We start from the raw sequence: 17,308 nt of genomic DNA on the forward strand, positions 1-17,308 counted from the left end.
ATTATCCAATTAATTAATTTCAAGCGGTGTTTTATGGTCTCCGATTCAACAACGCAAACCAAAAACGCGCCCCCGGTGCGGCTGCTCTTCAGCGCGCTCCTGCTGGTGATGCTGCTCTCGGCTCTCGATCAGACCATCGTCTCCACGGCGCTGCCCACCATTGTGGGCGAGCTGGGCGGCCTGGATAAACTCTCCTGGGTCGTGACGGCCTATATTCTGAGCTCCACGATTGTGGTGCCGCTGTACGGTAAGTTTGGCGATCTCTTTGGCCGCAAAATCGTGCTGCAAATCGCGATTGTTCTTTTTCTGGTGGGCTCCGCCCTGTGCGGGCTGGCGCAGAATATGACCCAACTGGTACTGATGCGCGCCCTGCAAGGGCTGGGCGGCGGGGGGCTGATGGTGATCAGCATGGCGGCGGTGGCCGACGTTATTCCCCCCGCGGAGCGTGGCCGCTATCAGGGCTTATTCGGCGGGGTCTTTGGGCTCGCGACGGTGATTGGTCCGCTGGTCGGTGGTTTTCTGGTGCAGCACGCCTCCTGGCGCTGGATTTTCTACATCAATCTGCCGCTGGGCCTGTTTGCCCTGCTGGTGATTGGCGCGGTCTTCCGCGGCAGCGCGAAGCGCAACAAACATGAGATCGACTATCTGGGGGCGATTTACCTTAGCATGGCCCTGCTGTGCATCATTCTGTTTACCAGCGAAGGGGGCACGGTACGCGAGTGGAGTGACCCGCAGCTGTGGTGCATTCTGGCCTTTGGCCTGACGGGTATCGCCGGGTTTATCTACGAGGAGCGTCTGGCGTGGGAGCCGATTATTCCCCTGTCGCTTTTCCGGGATCGCAGCTTTCTGCTGTGCAGCCTGATTGGCTTTATTATCGGTATGTCGCTGTTTGGCTCGGTCACCTTCCTGCCGCTCTATCTGCAGATTGTCAAAGAGGCGACCCCGACTGAAGCCGGTTTACAGCTGATCCCGCTGATGGGCGGACTGCTGCTGACCTCAATTATCAGCGGGCGCATTATCAGCCGCACCGGGAAATACCGCCTGTTCCCCATCCTCGGTACCCTGCTGGGTGTGGTCGGTATGGCCCTGCTCACGCGGATCACCATCGAATCACCGATCTGGCAGCTTTACCTGTTTACCGGCGTGCTGGGGGCGGGGCTGGGTCTGGTGATGCAGGTGCTGGTGCTGGCGGTACAGAACAGCGTCTCATCCAGCCAGTACGGTGTGGCCACTTCAGGCGTAACGTTGTTCCGCTCCATCGGCGGGGCGATTGGCGTGGCGCTGTTTGGCGCGGTCTTCACCCACGTATTGCAGTCGGGCCTGATGGCGCGGATCCCCGAGGGGACCGAACTGCCGCGGGAGATGAACCCCACCGCCATTCATCACCTGCCGGATGCCCTGCGCCTGGACTACCTGGACGCCTTTGGCTCCGCCATTCATGCGGTGTTTTTGATGGCTGCCGCGATCATGGTGCTGGCCTTTGTCCTGTCGTGGTTCCTGCGTGAGGCGCCGCTGCGCAAGCGGGAGACGTAAAGTTAACGGGTCAGCTATTTGTTGCGAGTCGCTTTCCGAATTTTGACGCTCTGGCTTGTCATTCCCGACGCTGCTGGCGCATGCTTTGTCCTGGTTAATAAATCAGCAGAGGTTGCGATGGAACGTAAAGCAAAACTGTTCAAAAAAGGGCGAAACCAGGCGGTTTTACTGCCTGCTGAGTTCGCGTTTGACTCAGAGAATGTCTGGATCCGGCGGGATGAAGAGGGGAATGTTGTGTTGAGGGCTATGTCAGAGAAGGAACGGCACAGGGAAAATTTTTTGCGTTTACTGAAGCAGACTCATGTCCCTGATTCTTTCCTGAGTAAAGAGGAACGCAATCAGAGCTATACGACAAGAGATCCTTTTGAAGGATTATAGAAAATGCTGCATATGCTGGACACTAACATAGTAAGCCATCTCGTGAGGCAGCATCCAGGAGTGGTAAATCACTATTCCCGGTTGGCGCCAGAAGATATGTGTATTTCAAGCGTAACGGAGGCTGAGCTGCTTTACGGCGTTGCCAAAAAGCAAAGTCTTAGATTGCACGAAACCATCTCGGAATTTCTTAAAACTATCACCGTTTGCGACTGGGACAGTGACGCCGCGGCAATATACGGCAAGCTGCGCGCCGAAATGGAAAAGCGCGGGAAAGTCATGGGCGATCTCGATCAGTTGATCGCAGCGCACGCAATCAGCCGGGGCACAACGATTGTGACTAACGATCAGGCTTTCGCCATGGTGCAGGAACTGACAGTCGAAGACTGGACTACCGCAGCCTGACTCCCCCCACCCGGTGGCGCGACGCTTACCGGGCCTGCGACAGTTCTCCGTCTCAGCACGTAGGCCGGGCAAGCGCAGCGCCGCCCGGCAAAACCCGCATATAACTTATCCTTCTTATTGATTCCTTTTCGTTTTTTAACCTGCCGCTGGGTTGCCGATATAGTCGATAAAACATTTCTCAAAAGGACTGACCGGTGAAACTTCGATTGGGTGCTCTTCTTCTTGCTGGCCTGCTGCTGGCGGGCTGCGACCAAAGCGGCAGCGATGCTAAACACATTAAGGTCGGCGTGATCAACGGCGCCGAGCAGGACGTGGCGGAAGTCGCCAAAAAAGTGGCGAAAGAGAAGTTCGGCCTCGACGTTGAGCTGGTGGGCTTTAGCGGCTCGCTGCTGCCAAACGACGCCACTAACCACGGTGAGCTGGACGCCAACGTCTTCCAGCATCGCCCATTCCTGGCGGAAGACAACAAAGCACACGGCTACAAGCTAGTGGCAGTGGGGAACACCTTTGTCTTCCCGATGGCGGGTTATTCCCGCAAGATCAAATCGGTCTCTGAACTCAAAGATGACGCAACCATCGCCATTCCGAACGACCCCACCAACCTGGGCCGTGCGCTGTTGCTGCTGCAAAACGAAAAGCTGATCGCCCTGAAACCGGACGTTGGTTTACTGCCGACGGCGCTGGATATCACCGCCAACCCAAAAAACCTGAAAATCATGGAGCTGGAGGGGGCGCAACTGCCGCGCGTGCTGGACGATCCGAAAGTGGATGTGGCGATTATCAGCACCACCTATCTCCAGCAAACCGGGCTGTCGCCGGTGCATGACAGCGTCTTTATCGAAGATAAAAACTCGCCTTACGTGAACATTGTGGTGACGCGGGAAGATAATAAAGATGCCCAGAAGGTGAAGGAGTTTATCCAGGCGTACCAGTCGCCAGAGGTCGCGAAGGCGGCAGAGTCCATCTTTAACGGCGGGGCAGTGCCGGGCTGGGAATAAATCATCATGCCGCTCACTGCGGCATGAAGATAAGTTGGCCCAATCCCATCGTTGAATGCCCTTTAGCCCACATTCTGCCGTTCCTCCTCCGGCTATTCTTTCTGCAATACAGACCGGAGGAGAGCTCATGAACATCACCCACATTCGTAACGCGACACAGCTTATCACCTATGCCGGAAGGCGCTTTCTGGTTGACCCGATGCTGGCACCTAAAGAGACTTACCCCGGCTTTCCGGGCACTGCCCGGGAGGCGATCCGCAACCCGATGGTGGAACTGCCCTGTCCGATTGAAACCCTGCTGGATGTCGATGCCGTTATCGTAACCCATACCCACCCCGATCACTGGGATCAGTACGCCATCGAGCGGATCGCCAAAGACAAACCGATCTTCGTGCAGAACGAAGATGACGCGCAGCTGCTGCGCAGCCAGGGCTTCACCCAACTCAGCGTGCTGACGGACAACAGCCCGTTTGGCGATATCCAGCTAAGTAAAACCGACGGCGGCCAGCACGGTACCGATCGCGCCTATGCGGTGCCGGAGCTGGCGGAGCGGCTGGGCGAAGCCTGCGGCGTGGTGTTTCGTCATCCTGACGAAAAGACGCTCTGCATTGTTGGGGATACGATCTGGCGCGAGGCGGTAGCAACCGACCTGCAAAAACATCAGCCGGATGTGGTGGTCATCAACGCCGGTTATGCCCACGTGATCGGGTTTGGGCCGATCATCATGGGTCAGGAGGATGTGCTGAATATCCACTTCCTGCTACCGCAGGCGAAAATTGTGGCGGTCCATATGGAGGCCATCAACCACTGCCTGCTGACCCGCAGCGCGTTGCGCCAGTATGCAGAGGATAATCAGGTCAGCGACGTGCTGAGCATTCCTCAGGACGGTGAATCCGTTATATTCTGAGGCAATCAGGGGAAAGGAGAGATCAATGCCGCTTACTCACGTTGCCATTGTCGCCGTGGACGGGTTCAGCCCGTTCCACTACTCCGTCCCCTGCATTCTGTTTGGGGATACCGTTTCCGGTAAAAAGCGTTTTAATGTGACGATCTGCGCCGAAAAGCCCGGACTCCTGACCTCGCCTGACGGCTTCGCGCTCAACGCAACGCAGGATTATTCTGCCATCGGGCAGGCCGATATCGTGGTGGTGCCTTACTGGCAACACGTACTGGCGCGTCCCCCGCAGGCGCTGCTCGACAGCCTGGTGCAGGCCAAAGACCACGGGGCGGAGATCGTCGGGCTCTGTCTGGGGTCATTTGTTCTCGGCTATGCCGGTATCCTGGACGGCAAACGCGCGGCAACCCACTGGGAGTTCGAACGCCAGTTTCAGACGCTTTTCCCGAACGTGCAGCTCGATATCAACGCGCTGTACGTTGATGACGACCGCATCATCACCTCTGCCGGTACCGCCGCCGCGCTGGACTGCTGCCTGTACATTATCCGTCAGCGCTTTGGCGGCGTGGTGGCCAACCAGATTGCCCGGCGGATGATCGTGCCGCCCCACCGCGAGGGCGGGCAGGCGCAGTTTATCGCCCAGCCGGTGCCGGAAACCACCCGCGATGCGCGGATCAATAACCTGATCGACTATCTCCAGCGTAACATCAGCCAGCCGCTCAGCCTGGATGCGCTGGCAGAGAGCGTGGCGATGAGTCGCCGCACCCTGACCCGCCATTTTATGAAAGCCACCGGGATGAGTGTGGCCTCGTGGATCACCGCCGAACGCCTGCGGCGTAGCCAGCTGTTGCTGGAGAGCAGCAATCTGCCGATAGAGGCGGTGGCAGAGCAGGTGGGCTATCTCTCAGCCGTAACCTGGCGTCAGCAGTTTAAGGCCCGCTTTGGCGTCAGCCCGGCGGAGTGGCGCAAAACCTTCCGCACGCAGGCCCAGGCCGGATAAGCGTAGCGCCATCCGGCATTTACCCCAGCCGCGCCATTCTCGTCTCGCCTTCCACCATCGACAGCTGATACAGCGAAAACGATCGATGCTTCTCAATGAGGTTCGCCAGCTCCGGCGAGTGGCTGGTGAGCCAGATCTGCGAATAGCGGCTGGCCTCAGCAATCAGGCTAGCCAGAGCAGGCAGCATCTGCGGATGCAGGCTGTTTTCCGGTTCGTTGAGGGCGATAAAAGCGGGCGGGCGCGGGCTGAGCAGGGCCACCGCCAGACAGAGAAAACGCAGCGTGCCGTCGGAAAACTCTGCGGGCTCCAGCGGCCGGCTTAAGCCTTCGCGCTGCATCATCATCCGGAAACGTCCGCCCGTATTGTCGCTGTAAAAGACGCAGCCGGGGAAAGCCTGGTCGAGAATACGCATCAGCAGCATCTCGTCACCAATCTCGACGATGGTCTGAAACGCGGCCGCCAGGTTTGCGCCGTTGCTGGCCAGCACTGGCGAACGGAACCCCACCTGCGGGGCGCGCATCGCCGAACCGGATGAAACAGAAAACTCATGATAAAAACGCCAGTTACGCAGGGATTCGCGCATCTGCGACACCTCGGGGTAGAGGTGCGGCTCGCCGAGCTGGCCGAAGACCGATTCGTTCTCATACAGGGTGCCGCTGTGGGTCACCTTCTCGTGATGAACATTATTCAGAAACACGGTCTGGTTTTTGCGCTGCATCAGGCGTGCGGAGGGACGCCGCTGATGGCCGCTCAGCCAGATGGACTCCTCTTTGATGACCGGATCGAGCTGAAACTGCGAGGGATAAGGCAGCTTTTCGACAAAACCCACCTGCAGTTCATACTCGTAAGTTTCGGTTTCCACCGCCAGATTCATCCGCCGCAGCTGGTCGCTGCGGGTTTTGCCTGCCCAGAACACCTTCAGAATGCCGCCTTCATTCGCCAGCGCCTGGGAAAACTGCCCCTGCGCCGCGCTGTGCATCAGGTGGATGGCTTTATAGATATTCGATTTTCCGCTGCCGTTCGGGCCGAAAACGATATTGAGCTGCTCCAGATCCAGCGACATGTCGCGAATCGAACGGTAGTTTTGAATGTGCAGGGTGTTGATCATGGGCGGACCCTTTTGCGGCTTAAACCTGTATAAAGTTACAGTATTTTAAGCAAACTGCAAAAAAAAGACGACAGTGAGGGTGTCGTCTAAACGGGGTACTGCTTTGGGCCTCTCGGGGTCAATGGGGCCTTCGCATTGTGAATTTCAGGCTACAGCGAGACGCAGACCTAAATCATCCGGGTAGGGATCAAAGTAGTTTTGCGTCATCAGGTACTGGTCAGGATATTCCGCCAGATAGTGTTTTAGCAGCGTGAGCGGGGCGAGAATAGGCAGTAATCCGTCACGGTAATGCAGGATCACGTCGCGCAGTTCGCCGCGCTGGCGGCTGTTAAGCTGGTTACGGAAATAGCCCTGAATATGCATCAGGACGTTAGTGTGGTTTTTGCGCGAGGCGGGTTGCTTCAGGATCGCCATCAGCTTTTCGCGGTACGCCTCGAAGAAAGCGTTCAGATCTTCCCACTCGTGCAGCGAAGCGACAAACGGGCCAATCTCCCGGTAGCCTGCCTGATGATGGGCCAGCAGCTGGAGTTTGTAACGACTGTGGAAGTCCAGCAGCGCGCGGCGCGTCAGGCCATTGGCGCGCAGGGTGTTCAGTTCGTGAAGGGCAAAGACGCGCTCAACAAAATTCTCCCGCAGTACCGGATCGTGCAGGCGTCCATCCTCCTCCACCGGTAGCCATGGCCAGGTTTCAAGGAGCGCAGCGGTGAACAGCCCGACACCCTCCTTGCGGCCCCGGTTGCCGTTTTCATCATAAAGCCGCACGCGTTCCATGCCGCAGCTGGGGGATTTGGCACAGACGATAAAGCCAGCAAGATCGCCGATTTTTGGCAGATAACCCGCCGCAAAATCGGCCATCTTCTGCGTAACGTCTTCGTGAGGCGCTTTGCTGAACCGCATCTGCGTCTCACCGCTGTCGGTCAGGACCAGGCGCAGCGCCGGACGAGGCGTCGGCAGACCAATAGCCATTTCCGGACAGACGGGCCTGAAGTTGACCCACTGGGCCAGCTCATCCATGACAAAGCCCATACGCTTATGACCGCCGTCGAAGCGAACGGCGGAACCGGTTAAACATCCGCTAATACCCAGTACAGGTTTCGTTGTCATGGTGTGTACCTCCAGAGCCTATATCTAAAAGTTACACAACTTGACTATTTTGTCCAAGTATTGGCGAAACTATTTTTTAATGTGTATATATATCAACGATTTTTAGCTGCCCTTATAGGTCGAGTAACCGTACTGGCTGAGCAGCAGAGGGATGTGCAGCTTCTCGTTGGTGCGGGTCACGGTAAACAGCACCGGGATCTCGGGGAAGAATGACTGCAGCTTATTCGCCTGGAAGTACTCTGCGGTTTTAAACGTCACTTTATAGACGCCAGGTTGCATGTCCTGATCGTCTGGATAGAGCGACTTGATGCGGCCATCCTGGTCGGTTTTGCCGCTGGCAACAGGGGTTCATTTGTCCTGCTGCTGTTTTTCCAGCGTGACGCTGACGCCCGGCGGCGGCGTACCGGTTTGCTGGTCAAGAATATGCACGCTCAGCGTACCGACAGGGGCGCTAAAGGCGACAGGAGCAAAGGCCATAGAGGCCAGGATCAGCAGAGGGGCACTTTTTTTCATTGGGTTTTCCTGTGGAGTAGTAAGTCACAGGAAAACGTTAGCATTTGCCGCGCGGGAAAATATTCAACTTTTCGTGACAATTCCCGCAGGAGAAAATCATCGCAGGATAATCACCTCAAGGGAAACCTGCTGCTGCCATTGCTCAACCTGCCTTTTGCGCGCGGCATTGAGCTTACCGCTGGTGACCAACAGCCATTTGCGGTCCGGGAAGATCTCCGGTGCCAGAGCGGCAGGGGGAATGGGCAGGAGGTTGATACGGTGGCCCTGGCCGGTGCGCGCTAAGGCTTCGAGCCAGATTTCGCACGGGTCGTTCAGGTGCCAGCCGCTGAGTAGAAGGTTGTCGCCCGGCGCTTTTTTGTCGCTCTCAAGGCAAAACGAGGTATAGGCGATGATAATGCCGTCGAGGATCTCGCGCAGGGTCATGGCGGCGGGAACGTTCGCCGAGACCTGGCTACGCAGGGGGCGTAACACCTTCGCGACCAGCTCTGGCCGGGGGTACTCGCGGCCGGCATCGTAAATCATCTGGCGCAGGGATTCGATTTTGCCCGCCTGCAGACGGTCCAGCATGTTCTGTTGCAGCGTTTGCCAGTTATTGGTACGGCTCGGAGCAGGACGTTCCAGCAGCGGCTTCACCTGGCCAATCGGGACGCCTTTTTTCACCCAGTCGAGGATTTTCAGCGCCTGTTGGACATCCTCCTCGCTGTACTGGCGATGGCCGCCCTCCGTGCGCTGCGGCTTGAGTAAACCGTAGCGGCGCTGCCACGCCCGCAGGGTGGTGGCGGTGATCCCGCTGAGTCTGGCGAATTCGCCGATGGAGTAGGCCATGTCTGCGTCCGAAGGAAAGGATTAATCTCAATATACTACGAATATTTGCCTGCGGGATGAAGCACCAGAGCGGTGCACTACACTTTACATCCAGACGCGCAAATGAAAGGAGCTCTCATGAAACTATGGCCTGTTGTGACCGGTGTCGCCATTGCGCTGACCCTGGTTGCCTGTAAATCCCCTACGCCGCCGAAAGGCGTGCAGCCGATAACCAACTTTGACGCCAGCCGCTATCTCGGCAAGTGGTACGAAGTTGCCCGCCTGGAAAACCGCTTCGAACGTGGTCTGGAGCAGGTTACCGCCACCTACGGCAAGCGCAGCGACGGGCAGATCAGCGTTATCAACCGCGGATACGATCCGGTGAAACGCAAGTGGAACGAGAGCGAGGGGAGAGCCTCTTTCACCGGCGCGCCTACTACCGCCGCGCTGAAGGTCTCTTTCTTCGGCCCGTTCTACGGCGGGTATAACGTCATCAAGCTGGACGATAATTACCAGTACGCGCTGGTCAGCGGCCCGAACCGCGACTACCTGTGGCTGCTGTCGCGCACCCCGACCATTCCCGATGCGGTGAAAGAGGATTACCTCAATACCGCACGCAGCCTGGGCTTCCGGGTCGATCAGCTGGTATGGGTGAAGCAGTAAATATCGTGCTTACCGGGGCGGTAAAAGCGGACCCGCAGATGCCGCCCTCTCCTGTGGGGAGAGGGATAAAAAGGACTGGCTCGCCAGGAATTGACTAAATGTGAAACGCCACGCGTTTTCCGTTCGGGAGTTCAACATCCAGGCTTAGTTTACCGCCCATCGCCTCGATATAGCGTTTTAGCGTGGTGATTTTCAGTTCATTGCCACGCTGCTCAAGTTGGGTGATAGCGGGCTGGCTGATGCCCATCACTTCCGCAACGTGTTTTTGCGATAATTTCAGTTCCTCGCGCATCATTTGCAGGCCCGTTTCCAGAATCATTTCGTCGGCCATTTCTTTGATGCGTTTTTGGCTTTCAGGGGAACGCGAAGCGATCGCTTCATTCAAGGTTTTCAATTTCTTGTCTCCATTGCTGCCAGGTGAGCCGAAAATTCATCATCTGCAATACGAATGAGTCGTTCATAGAATTTTTTGTCATGACTTTTATCGCCTGCGCAAAGCACAATAGCCTGACGCACGGGATCGAAAGCAAAAAATGCACGAATCGGACGGCCATAATATTGAATACGTAATTCTTTCATATTGTTATGTCGCGAGCCTCTGACTGTATCGGCATAGGGACGTGGAAGGCGGGGACCATAGGTTTGCAGGTTTATGAGAGCTGCAAATACCTTTTCCTGAACGCCTTGTTCTTGATCTTCCAGCCACGCTTCAAACACTTCTCCTAAGATTACCGTCCACATGTTGTCATCCTTGATAAGTTGTAGCTTATACTAAGGAATGTATAAGCTACAACTTATAAATGCACGTGCTGTTGCTTGATGTAGATTCGTTTTTCGACCATGCTCGCATCATGAAAATCGAATCCGCATTCCCCTCACAATTTGACCGTCTTGTCGCGATCTGGGAGTCTTCCGTTCGCGCCACTCACCACTTTTTGCAGGAGAGCGATATCGCGACATTACGCCCGTTATTGCTTAACGCCTATTTACCGAACTTAACCGTTGTTATTGCGCGGGATGAAACCGTCGTCATTCATGGCTTTTTAGGTGTGGATGAGAACCGCATTGAAATGCTGTTTGTTGATGATGCGAGCCGGGGGAAAGGCGTCGGCACGCTGCTGCTGAGGCACGCCATTGAACACTTTGGCGCCAATGAAGTGGATGTGAATGAGCAGAACCCGCAGGGGGTTGGGTTTTATCGCTATATGGGGTTTGAGCAGGTCGGGCGAACGGAGCGGGACGGGCAGGGGAATCCGTTTCCGCTGCTGCATATGCGCTATAAGGGTTAATTAAAGCGCGTACTACCCCTTCGCCCCTATGGGGGGAGGGGAAATAACCCCTTAACCCTTTCCTGAAGCCGATCAGTTACTCGTAATTTGCCCCACGATCACGCCACGCACTTTCTCACCGTCGAAGGAATAAGAGACGGTATTGCTTTGGGTAAATCCCTCCTGAACGGGGGTATCCTGATAGAAAAGAACAGCCTCCTTTTTTATAACCTCATTATTTCCAAATGACTGAGCGATATCCTGACGAGTGGTATCAAGCAAAGATATCTTCCCTATGGAAACGCGAATGGATTCTGGCGATGCCACACACTCTTTATGATTGCCGTCTTTAGCTATCGCAATAGCAGTGAGTAACCCCCTCCCCATTTCATTATCGGAAATAAACCAATAATTTATACCCTCTTTTGAATGCAGGCAGAGCCAGCGAGCAGAGCTGTCTGTCTGAATAGGTATGTCAGCAATATCCGTCAGGGAAGTCGTCTCCATCTGAATAGCTTTGGTGCCGATAGTAATGGTGGGAGAGATAGGCTGTTGTGATACAACTTCTTGGGAAGAGAGGTCATCCCGGTAATATTGCTCCGCAAAGCCTGTCATTTTGGCCGCGAAAGCGTGATGGCAGGCTGAAAGTAATATAAGAGTCAGGAACGATAAGCATTTAATTTTGACATTAGCTATTGTTTTCATGTCTGGCACTCATTCTGATTTGTATCGTCGTGAGTATACCGGGCTATTTACTGGCCGCTTGCCAGTCTTTTTTTGTAAAATTCTGATTTTTGCATGGTGATGAGTGTGAGATGAGGGTTACGGGCCGCGGCAGTTGTTCGGTTTTGCTGAACAACTGCATATCTGCTTTGGTTTCGCGTCTGCCGAAACTGTAAGCCTGACTTACAGGTTAAGTAAGAATCAGGTGATCAGCCTGTGATTACACCATGGACAGCGCCCCTTCAATCCCTTTCAGCTTCTGCTGCGCCTGCTTTAATTCAGCGAGAAGTGCCTTCTCATGCGGGTTGTGCGCCATCACAACGATGCAGCCATCCATGACTTTCACTGTGACTTTATCTCCGGTATCAAATCCCGCCGCACGCAGCCATTTGCCGGAAAGGATCAGATTTGGCGTACTGCGATCGAGACCTTGCGGGCGATATCCCACAATTAATGTACGCTCAGTTCCGGTTGCGGTAGTGTCTGGGGTAGAATGCGAATCAGCCATAATCAACTCCTTGATAGTTGGTGAGGTTAGACGCCCATTAGTGCTGTAACACTGCTGGGCGTTGCTTGAAATGTGAATCCATGTGGTAGGTACCACGTGGTGATAAACTAACCGAAATGGTACCTACCATGCAAGAGAAAAAGAAGCCAAATTTTGACCGCACCAAAAGCACGATGAAGAACATCCGGTTTGAGGATGAGCTTTTGGAACAGATTGAGAAAGCTGCGGGGAAAGGGAATTTTAGTAAGTGGGTGAAAGAAGCCTGTTTAATAAGATTACAATCATCTAGCGGATTAGATAAAAAATGATTTGATTCGCAAATATTATATCGCAGAATTTAATTAATCTTATCAAACATAGATTTTACTATGCCGTCGTATCCGGGGAATATTTTTGCAGAGTTATAACCCAAGCTACTGATGCTGTCAAAGATTTGATATGCTTCACTGCAAGATATTCTAATTCTTTTAAATATATTCGTTTTATCGTTATTAAGCATTTGTGATCTAATTAACTGATCTAAAGGTGCGAAGTTAGTCATTATTTGCGGAAGATTGTTAGTGACTGACATATGCATAGAAGGATTTTCAACTGACCAATGTGTAAACAACCCTTTTTGGGAGTTAATATTATCATTTTCTGAGTAGCGGGGAGTATAAAACTCTACATTGATTCTATTAGTCGTAGGCCATAAAAAACTTAGATACATCTTGTTAATTGCCCATATTTCCATATGCCCAGTATTGTTACGTGCATCTCTGCTAGCAAAGTAAATCGCAACAAAAGGATCATATGTCCAATCAAGGAAGCGGGTTGGCACTCCATAATGTTGTGCTAAAGCAGCAACTTCGTATAATTCCTCATCTATCCAATTTTCACTTCCAAAGTTTAACAAAGATGAGAAATCATCTGCATCGGAAAGAACATTTTTAAATTTATTGGTTAATGGTATTTTGAGTCCATTTTTATTGCTTAAGTGATAAAATTGCTTTATCAAGGATTTTTCTAAGTGTACTTGCCAGTGTTGCCAAAGATATTGATCGGAAATAGGTTTTCCACCTGCTATTATCCAACATTTATCAATAGTTTCTTTTCTAAGTATAGATGGCACTAGTTGAAACGATGAATCTGCATGGCCTCTAAATACATATCCTTGAAACTTATCAGCGTTATTCCAAGGTAAAAATAAATTTAAGAATTCACTAGCTGATTCACAATTAATAATTTCATAAAAATTATCATTTTCCATGAGATTTCATTAACCTAAATATTTAGAGGCAATACAATGATGGAAATTTTGGCGGAAGATCACAGGAGTCGAACCTGCCCAGGACCGCTGGCGGCCCCAACTGGATTTGAAGTCCAGCCACCTCACCGGAGATGACGATCTTCCGCGCCTCGATTGCTACATGGAGGCGGGGCGCATTATAGCTACTTTCAATCATTTACCCCATCTTTTCCCTCACTTATTTCACCCCTTTTTTGACCTGCGTTATCCCTCCAGCGTAAACCTTAAGAAAATCCTCAGCTTACATTTTCCGCCCCCGCACTTTTACCGCGATCACAAAAAACAAGAAACGTAAAAAAGTAACCAGAAAACGCAATACCTGCCCGTGGGTGAATGGTTTACAAAAAATGTAACCGGTCTCAGCGCCCTACGCGTGAAGGAAAAACAATGAAAAGCGAAGTCTTATCCGTCAAAGAGAAAATTGGTTACGGCATGGGTGACGCCGCAAGTCACATCATTTTCGACAACGTTATGCTCTACATGATGTTTTTCTATACCGATATCTTCGGTATCCCCGCCGGGTTTGTCGGCACCATGTTCCTGCTGGCGCGTGCGCTGGATGCTGTCTCCGACCCCTGCATGGGGCTGATAGCCGACCGCACCCGCAGCCGTTGGGGTAAGTTCCGCCCGTGGATACTATTCGGGGCGATCCCGTTTGGTCTGGTCTGCGTGCTGGCCTACACCACACCGGACCTCAGCCTGAACGGCAAAATGATCTACGCTGCTGTCACTTACACCCTGCTGACCGTGCTCTATACCGTGGTCAACATCCCGTACTGCGCCCTGGGTGGGGTGATCACCAACGACCCGACGCAGCGTATCTCCCTCCAGTCCTGGCGCTTTGTGCTGGCGACGGCGGGCGGCATGCTCTCCACGGTACTGATGATGCCGCTGGTGAATATGATTGGTGGCGAGAATAAAGCGCTCGGCTTCCAGGGCGGTATCGCGGTGCTGTCGGTGGTAGCGTTCCTGATGCTGGCGTTCTGCTTCTTCACCACCAAAGAGCGCATCCAGGTGCCACCGAGCACCACCTCCATGCGCGAAGATCTGCGCGACATCTGGAAGAACGACCAGTGGCGCATCGTCGGGCTGCTTACCATCCTCAACATTCTGGCGGTCTGCGTGCGCGGCGGGGCGATGATGTATTACGTCACCTGGATCATGGGCTCGCCAGAACTGTTCGTCGCCTTCCTTACCACCTACTGCGTCGGCAACCTGATTGGCTCCGCGCTGGCGAAACCGCTCACCGACTGGAAATGCAAAGTCAGCGTCTTCTGGTGGACCAATGCCCTGCTGGCGGTGGCGAGCGTGGCGATGTTCTTCGTGCCGATGCAGGCCAGCATCACTATGTTCGGCTTTATCTTCGTGATTGGCGTGCTGCACCAGTTGGTGACGCCGATCCAGTGGGTAATGATGTCCGACACCGTCGATTACGGCGAGTGGACCAACGGCAAACGCCTCACCGGCATCAGCTTTGCGGGCACGCTGTTCGTGCTCAAGCTGGGCCTCGCGCTGGGCGGGGCGTTAATCGGCTGGATGCTGGCTGGCGGCGGCTACGATGCCGCAGCAAAAACCCAGAACAGCGCCACCATCAGCATTATCATCGCCCTGTTTACCCTGGTACCCGCCGCTTGCTACCTGCTGAGCGCGGTGATTGCCAAACGCTACTACAGCCTGAAGACGCCATTCCTGGTCAAAATCATGAACGATCTGGCGCAGGGCGCGCGACGTAACGAGCAGGAATTTAACATCCTGCCGGTCAGCAAAGAATTGCAGAACTAAGAGGACGAAAGCATGAAAATCAGTGATGGAAACTGGCTAATTCAACCGGGTCTGAACGTGACCTATCCGGTTCAGGTATTCGATGTGGAGCAGCAGGGCAACGACCTGGTGGTCTATGTGGCGCCACGCGACGTGCGCGAGCGCACCTGGCAGCTCGACACCCTGATGTTCACCGTGCGCCTGTTTGCGCCGCAGGAGGGGATTGTCGGGGTGCGTATCGAGCACTTCCAGGGGGCGCTGAATAACGGCCCGCACTACCCGCTCAACGTCCTGAAAGACGTTAACGTGCAGATTGAAAACGACGCGGAGTTTGCTGAGCTGAAAAGCGGCAACATCAGCGTGCGCGTCACCAAAGGCGAGTTCTGGTCGCTGGATTTCTTCCGCAACGGACAACGCATCACCGGCAGCCAGTTGAAAAATAACGGCTACGTGCAGGACGGCAATACCGATCGCAACTACATGTTTGAGCGTCTGGATCTGGGCGTGGGTGAAACCGTCTATGGCCTGGGCGAGCGCTTTACCGCCCTGGTGCGCAACGGCCAGACGGTCGAAACCTGGAACCGCGACGGCGGCACCAGCACCGAGCAGTCGTACAAAAATATCCCGTTCTACCTCACCAACCGCGGCTACGGCGTGCTGGTGAATCACCCGGAAAACGTCTCCTTTGAAATCGGCTCCGAGAAGGTGTCGAAAGTGCAGTTTAGCGTCGAGGGTGAATATCTGGAGTACTTCGTCATCGACGGCCCGACGCCGAAAGAGGTGCTCAATCGCTATACGCAGTTCACCGGGCGTCCGGCGCTGCCGCCAGCGTGGTCGTTCGGGCTGTGGCTCACCACCTCGTTCACCACCAACTACGACGAAGCGACGGTGAACAGCTTTATCGACGGCATGGCGGAGCGCGACCTGCCCCTGCACGTCTTCCACTTCGACTGCTTCTGGATGAAGGCCTTCCAGTGGTGCGACTTTGAGTGGGACCCGGTTACCTTCCCGGACCCGGAAGGGATGATCCGCCGCCTGAAGGAGAAAGGGCTCAAGGTCTGCGTGTGGATCAACCCCTACATCGGGCAGAAATCCCCGGTATTTAAAGAACTGAAAGAGAAGGGCTATCTGCTGAAACGTCCGGATGGCTCCCTGTGGCAGTGGGATAAATGGCAGCCGGGGTTGGCGATCTACGACTTCACCAATCCGGAGGCTTGTGCCTGGTACGCCGACAAGCTGAAAGGCCTGGTGGATATCGGCGTCGACTGCTTTAAAACCGACTTTGGCGAGCGCATTCCGACCGACGTGCAGTGGTTCGACGGTTCCGATCCGCAGAAAATGCACAACCATTACGCCTACATCTATAACGAACTGGTGTGGAACGTGCTGAAAGAGACGGTGGGCGAGGAAGAGGCGGTGCTGTTTGCTCGCTCGGCCTCGGTGGGGGCGCAACAGTTCCCGGTTCACTGGGGCGGCGACTGCTACGCCAACTATGAATCGATGGCCGAAAGCCTGCGCGGCGGGCTGTCGATCGGGCTCTCCGGATTCGGGTTCTGGAGCCACGATATCGGCGGGTTCGAAAACACCGCCCCGGCGCACGTCTACAAACGCTGGTGCGCGTTCGGGCTGCTCTCCAGCCACAGCCGCCTGCATGGCAGCAAATCCTACCGGGTGCCGTGGGCGTATGATGACGAGTCCTGCGATGTGGTGCGCCACTTTACTCAACTGAAATGCCGGATGATGCCGTACCTCTATCGCCAGGCGGCGCTGGCCCGCGAGTTCGGCACGCCAATGCTGCGGGCGATGATGCTCGAGTTCCCGGACGATCCGGCCTGCGACTATCTCGACCGCCAGTATATGCTGGGCGATGCGGTGATGGTGGCGCCGGTATTCAGCGAGGCGGGCGATGTGCAGTTTTACCTGCCGGAAGGGTGCTGGACGCACCTGTGGCATAACGACGAATTGCAGGGCAGCCGCTGGCACAAACAGCAGCACGATTTCAAGAGCCTGCCGGTCTACGTGCGCGACAACACCCTGCTGGCGCTGGGTAACAACGACCAGAAACCGGACTACGCCTGGAACGAAGGCACCGCCTTCCAGCTGTTTAACCTGGCCGATGGCGCCACGGCGGTAAGCGAAGTCCCTGCGGCGAACGGTGATGTGGCCTTTACCCTGACCGCGACGCGCAGCGGCGATGCCGTCACCCTGAAAGGGAGCGGCGAGGCGCGGAACTGGACGGTCTGCCTGCGCAATGTGCCGCAGATTAGCGGCGTGAAAGGCGCATCTCACATCGGTAGCGAGTGGGGCGTGGTGGTGAAAGCCGAAGGGGATGAGGTGGTGGTTCACCTCTGAGTTGTCTGGA

General features: G+C 54.7%; 19 protein-coding genes, 1 tRNA gene and 1 pseudogene. 11 read left to right on the plus strand and 10 right to left on the minus strand.

Annotation, left to right across the window (positions count from 1 at the left end):
• Window positions 1–33 precede the first annotated feature (33 nt).
• The 6 genes from C2U54_RS05135 (at window position 34) to C2U54_RS05160 (ending at window position 5,206) form a co-directional block, all read left to right on the plus strand.
• Window positions 34–1,533 carry an MDR family MFS transporter gene (locus C2U54_RS05135; RefSeq protein ID WP_103177674.1) on the plus strand — a complete coding sequence of 500 codons (1,500 nt, stop codon included), beginning with the start codon at window positions 34–36 and terminating at the stop codon, window positions 1,531–1,533.
• 117 nt (window positions 1,534–1,650) lie between these two features.
• Complete coding sequence (locus C2U54_RS05140) at window positions 1,651–1,911, plus strand: antitoxin (RefSeq protein WP_103177675.1); 261 nt, start codon at window positions 1,651–1,653, stop codon at window positions 1,909–1,911.
• A 3-nt stretch (window positions 1,912–1,914) separates the two neighbouring features.
• Window positions 1,915–2,313, plus strand: coding sequence for a type II toxin-antitoxin system VapC family toxin (locus C2U54_RS05145; protein ID WP_103177676.1), 399 nt, complete (start codon window positions 1,915–1,917; stop codon window positions 2,311–2,313).
• Between the two features lie 194 nt (window positions 2,314–2,507).
• Window positions 2,508–3,311 carry a lipoprotein NlpA gene (gene nlpA, locus C2U54_RS05150; RefSeq protein ID WP_103177677.1) on the plus strand — a complete coding sequence of 268 codons (804 nt, stop codon included), beginning with the start codon at window positions 2,508–2,510 and terminating at the stop codon, window positions 3,309–3,311.
• A 127-nt stretch (window positions 3,312–3,438) separates the two neighbouring features.
• Window positions 3,439–4,218, plus strand: coding sequence for an MBL fold metallo-hydrolase (locus C2U54_RS05155; protein ID WP_103177678.1), 780 nt, complete (start codon window positions 3,439–3,441; stop codon window positions 4,216–4,218).
• A 25-nt stretch (window positions 4,219–4,243) separates the two neighbouring features.
• Window positions 4,244–5,206 (plus strand): GlxA family transcriptional regulator, encoded by a 963-nt coding sequence (locus tag C2U54_RS05160; RefSeq protein ID WP_103177679.1) that lies wholly within the window; start codon window positions 4,244–4,246, stop codon window positions 5,204–5,206.
• A gap of 19 nt (window positions 5,207–5,225) precedes the next feature.
• Here the strand turns inward: C2U54_RS05160 and C2U54_RS05165 are convergent, their stop codons facing one another.
• The 4 genes and pseudogenes from C2U54_RS05165 to C2U54_RS05180 form a co-directional block, all read right to left on the minus strand.
• Window positions 5,226–6,314, minus strand: coding sequence for an AAA family ATPase (locus C2U54_RS05165; protein WP_103177680.1), 1,089 nt, complete (start codon window positions 6,312–6,314; stop codon window positions 5,226–5,228).
• A gap of 144 nt (window positions 6,315–6,458) precedes the next feature.
• A complete protein-coding gene (locus tag C2U54_RS05170) occupies window positions 6,459–7,418 on the minus strand; it encodes a YbgA family protein (protein WP_103177681.1) in 960 nt (319 codons plus the stop codon).
• A gap of 102 nt (window positions 7,419–7,520) precedes the next feature.
• A pseudogene (uraH, locus tag C2U54_RS05175) lies at window positions 7,521–7,931 on the minus strand (hydroxyisourate hydrolase).
• Between the two features lie 96 nt (window positions 7,932–8,027).
• Window positions 8,028–8,756, minus strand: coding sequence for a MerR family transcriptional regulator (locus C2U54_RS05180; RefSeq protein ID WP_103177682.1), 729 nt, complete (start codon window positions 8,754–8,756; stop codon window positions 8,028–8,030).
• A gap of 117 nt (window positions 8,757–8,873) precedes the next feature.
• Here C2U54_RS05180 and C2U54_RS05185 point away from each other — a divergent pair, with 117 nt between their 5' ends.
• Window positions 8,874–9,398, plus strand: coding sequence for a lipocalin family protein (locus C2U54_RS05185; protein WP_103177683.1), 525 nt, complete (start codon window positions 8,874–8,876; stop codon window positions 9,396–9,398).
• A 94-nt stretch (window positions 9,399–9,492) separates the two neighbouring features.
• On the opposite strand, the gene C2U54_RS05190 is transcribed toward C2U54_RS05185, so the two are convergent.
• Together C2U54_RS05190 and C2U54_RS05195 are read right to left on the minus strand one after the other, a co-directional pair.
• Window positions 9,493–9,792, minus strand: a complete 300-nt coding sequence (locus C2U54_RS05190; RefSeq protein ID WP_103177684.1) for a helix-turn-helix domain-containing protein — start codon at window positions 9,790–9,792, stop codon at window positions 9,493–9,495.
• Complete coding sequence (locus tag C2U54_RS05195; RefSeq protein ID WP_103177685.1) at window positions 9,789–10,139, minus strand: type II toxin-antitoxin system RelE/ParE family toxin; 351 nt, start codon at window positions 10,137–10,139, stop codon at window positions 9,789–9,791. Before C2U54_RS05195 ends, C2U54_RS05190 begins: the two co-directional genes overlap by 4 nt.
• A gap of 110 nt (window positions 10,140–10,249) precedes the next feature.
• Here C2U54_RS05195 and C2U54_RS05200 point away from each other — a divergent pair, with 110 nt between their 5' ends.
• The gene (locus C2U54_RS05200) at window positions 10,250–10,687 is read left to right on the plus strand and encodes an acetyltransferase (RefSeq protein ID WP_103181008.1); all 438 of its coding nucleotides are present in this window, start codon (window positions 10,250–10,252) and stop codon (window positions 10,685–10,687) included.
• A 72-nt stretch (window positions 10,688–10,759) separates the two neighbouring features.
• Here the strand turns inward: C2U54_RS05200 and C2U54_RS05205 are convergent, their stop codons facing one another.
• Window positions 10,760–11,371 (minus strand): hypothetical protein, encoded by a 612-nt coding sequence (locus C2U54_RS05205; RefSeq protein ID WP_231736573.1) that lies wholly within the window; start codon window positions 11,369–11,371, stop codon window positions 10,760–10,762.
• Between the two features lie 238 nt (window positions 11,372–11,609).
• Complete coding sequence (locus tag C2U54_RS05210) at window positions 11,610–11,897, minus strand: SymE family type I addiction module toxin (RefSeq protein WP_103177686.1); 288 nt, start codon at window positions 11,895–11,897, stop codon at window positions 11,610–11,612.
• Between the two features lie 128 nt (window positions 11,898–12,025).
• Between C2U54_RS05210 and C2U54_RS05215 the strand changes: the two genes are divergently transcribed.
• Window positions 12,026–12,205: a YlcI/YnfO family protein gene (locus C2U54_RS05215; RefSeq protein WP_103177687.1), complete on the plus strand. Its 180-nt coding sequence runs from the start codon at window positions 12,026–12,028 to the stop codon at window positions 12,203–12,205.
• 29 nt (window positions 12,206–12,234) lie between these two features.
• Here the strand turns inward: C2U54_RS05215 and C2U54_RS05220 are convergent, their stop codons facing one another.
• Both C2U54_RS05220 and C2U54_RS05225 read right to left on the minus strand, forming a co-directional pair.
• Window positions 12,235–13,146 carry an FRG domain-containing protein gene (locus C2U54_RS05220; protein WP_103177688.1) on the minus strand — a complete coding sequence of 304 codons (912 nt, stop codon included), beginning with the start codon at window positions 13,144–13,146 and terminating at the stop codon, window positions 12,235–12,237.
• A 49-nt stretch (window positions 13,147–13,195) separates the two neighbouring features.
• Window positions 13,196–13,290: transfer RNA gene (locus C2U54_RS05225), tRNA-Sec, on the minus strand.
• 282 nt (window positions 13,291–13,572) lie between these two features.
• Here C2U54_RS05225 and C2U54_RS05230 point away from each other — a divergent pair.
• Together C2U54_RS05230 and yicI are read left to right on the plus strand one after the other, a co-directional pair.
• On the plus strand, window positions 13,573–14,967 hold the full coding sequence (locus tag C2U54_RS05230) for a glycoside-pentoside-hexuronide family transporter (protein ID WP_103177689.1): 1,395 nt from the start codon (window positions 13,573–13,575) through the stop codon (window positions 14,965–14,967).
• A gap of 12 nt (window positions 14,968–14,979) precedes the next feature.
• Complete coding sequence (yicI, locus tag C2U54_RS05235) at window positions 14,980–17,298, plus strand: alpha-xylosidase (RefSeq protein ID WP_103177690.1); 2,319 nt, start codon at window positions 14,980–14,982, stop codon at window positions 17,296–17,298.
• Window positions 17,299–17,308 lie beyond the last annotated feature (10 nt).

Source organism: Leclercia sp. LSNIH1 (genome assembly GCF_002902985.1).
Lineage (GTDB): Bacteria > Pseudomonadota > Gammaproteobacteria > Enterobacterales > Enterobacteriaceae > Enterobacter.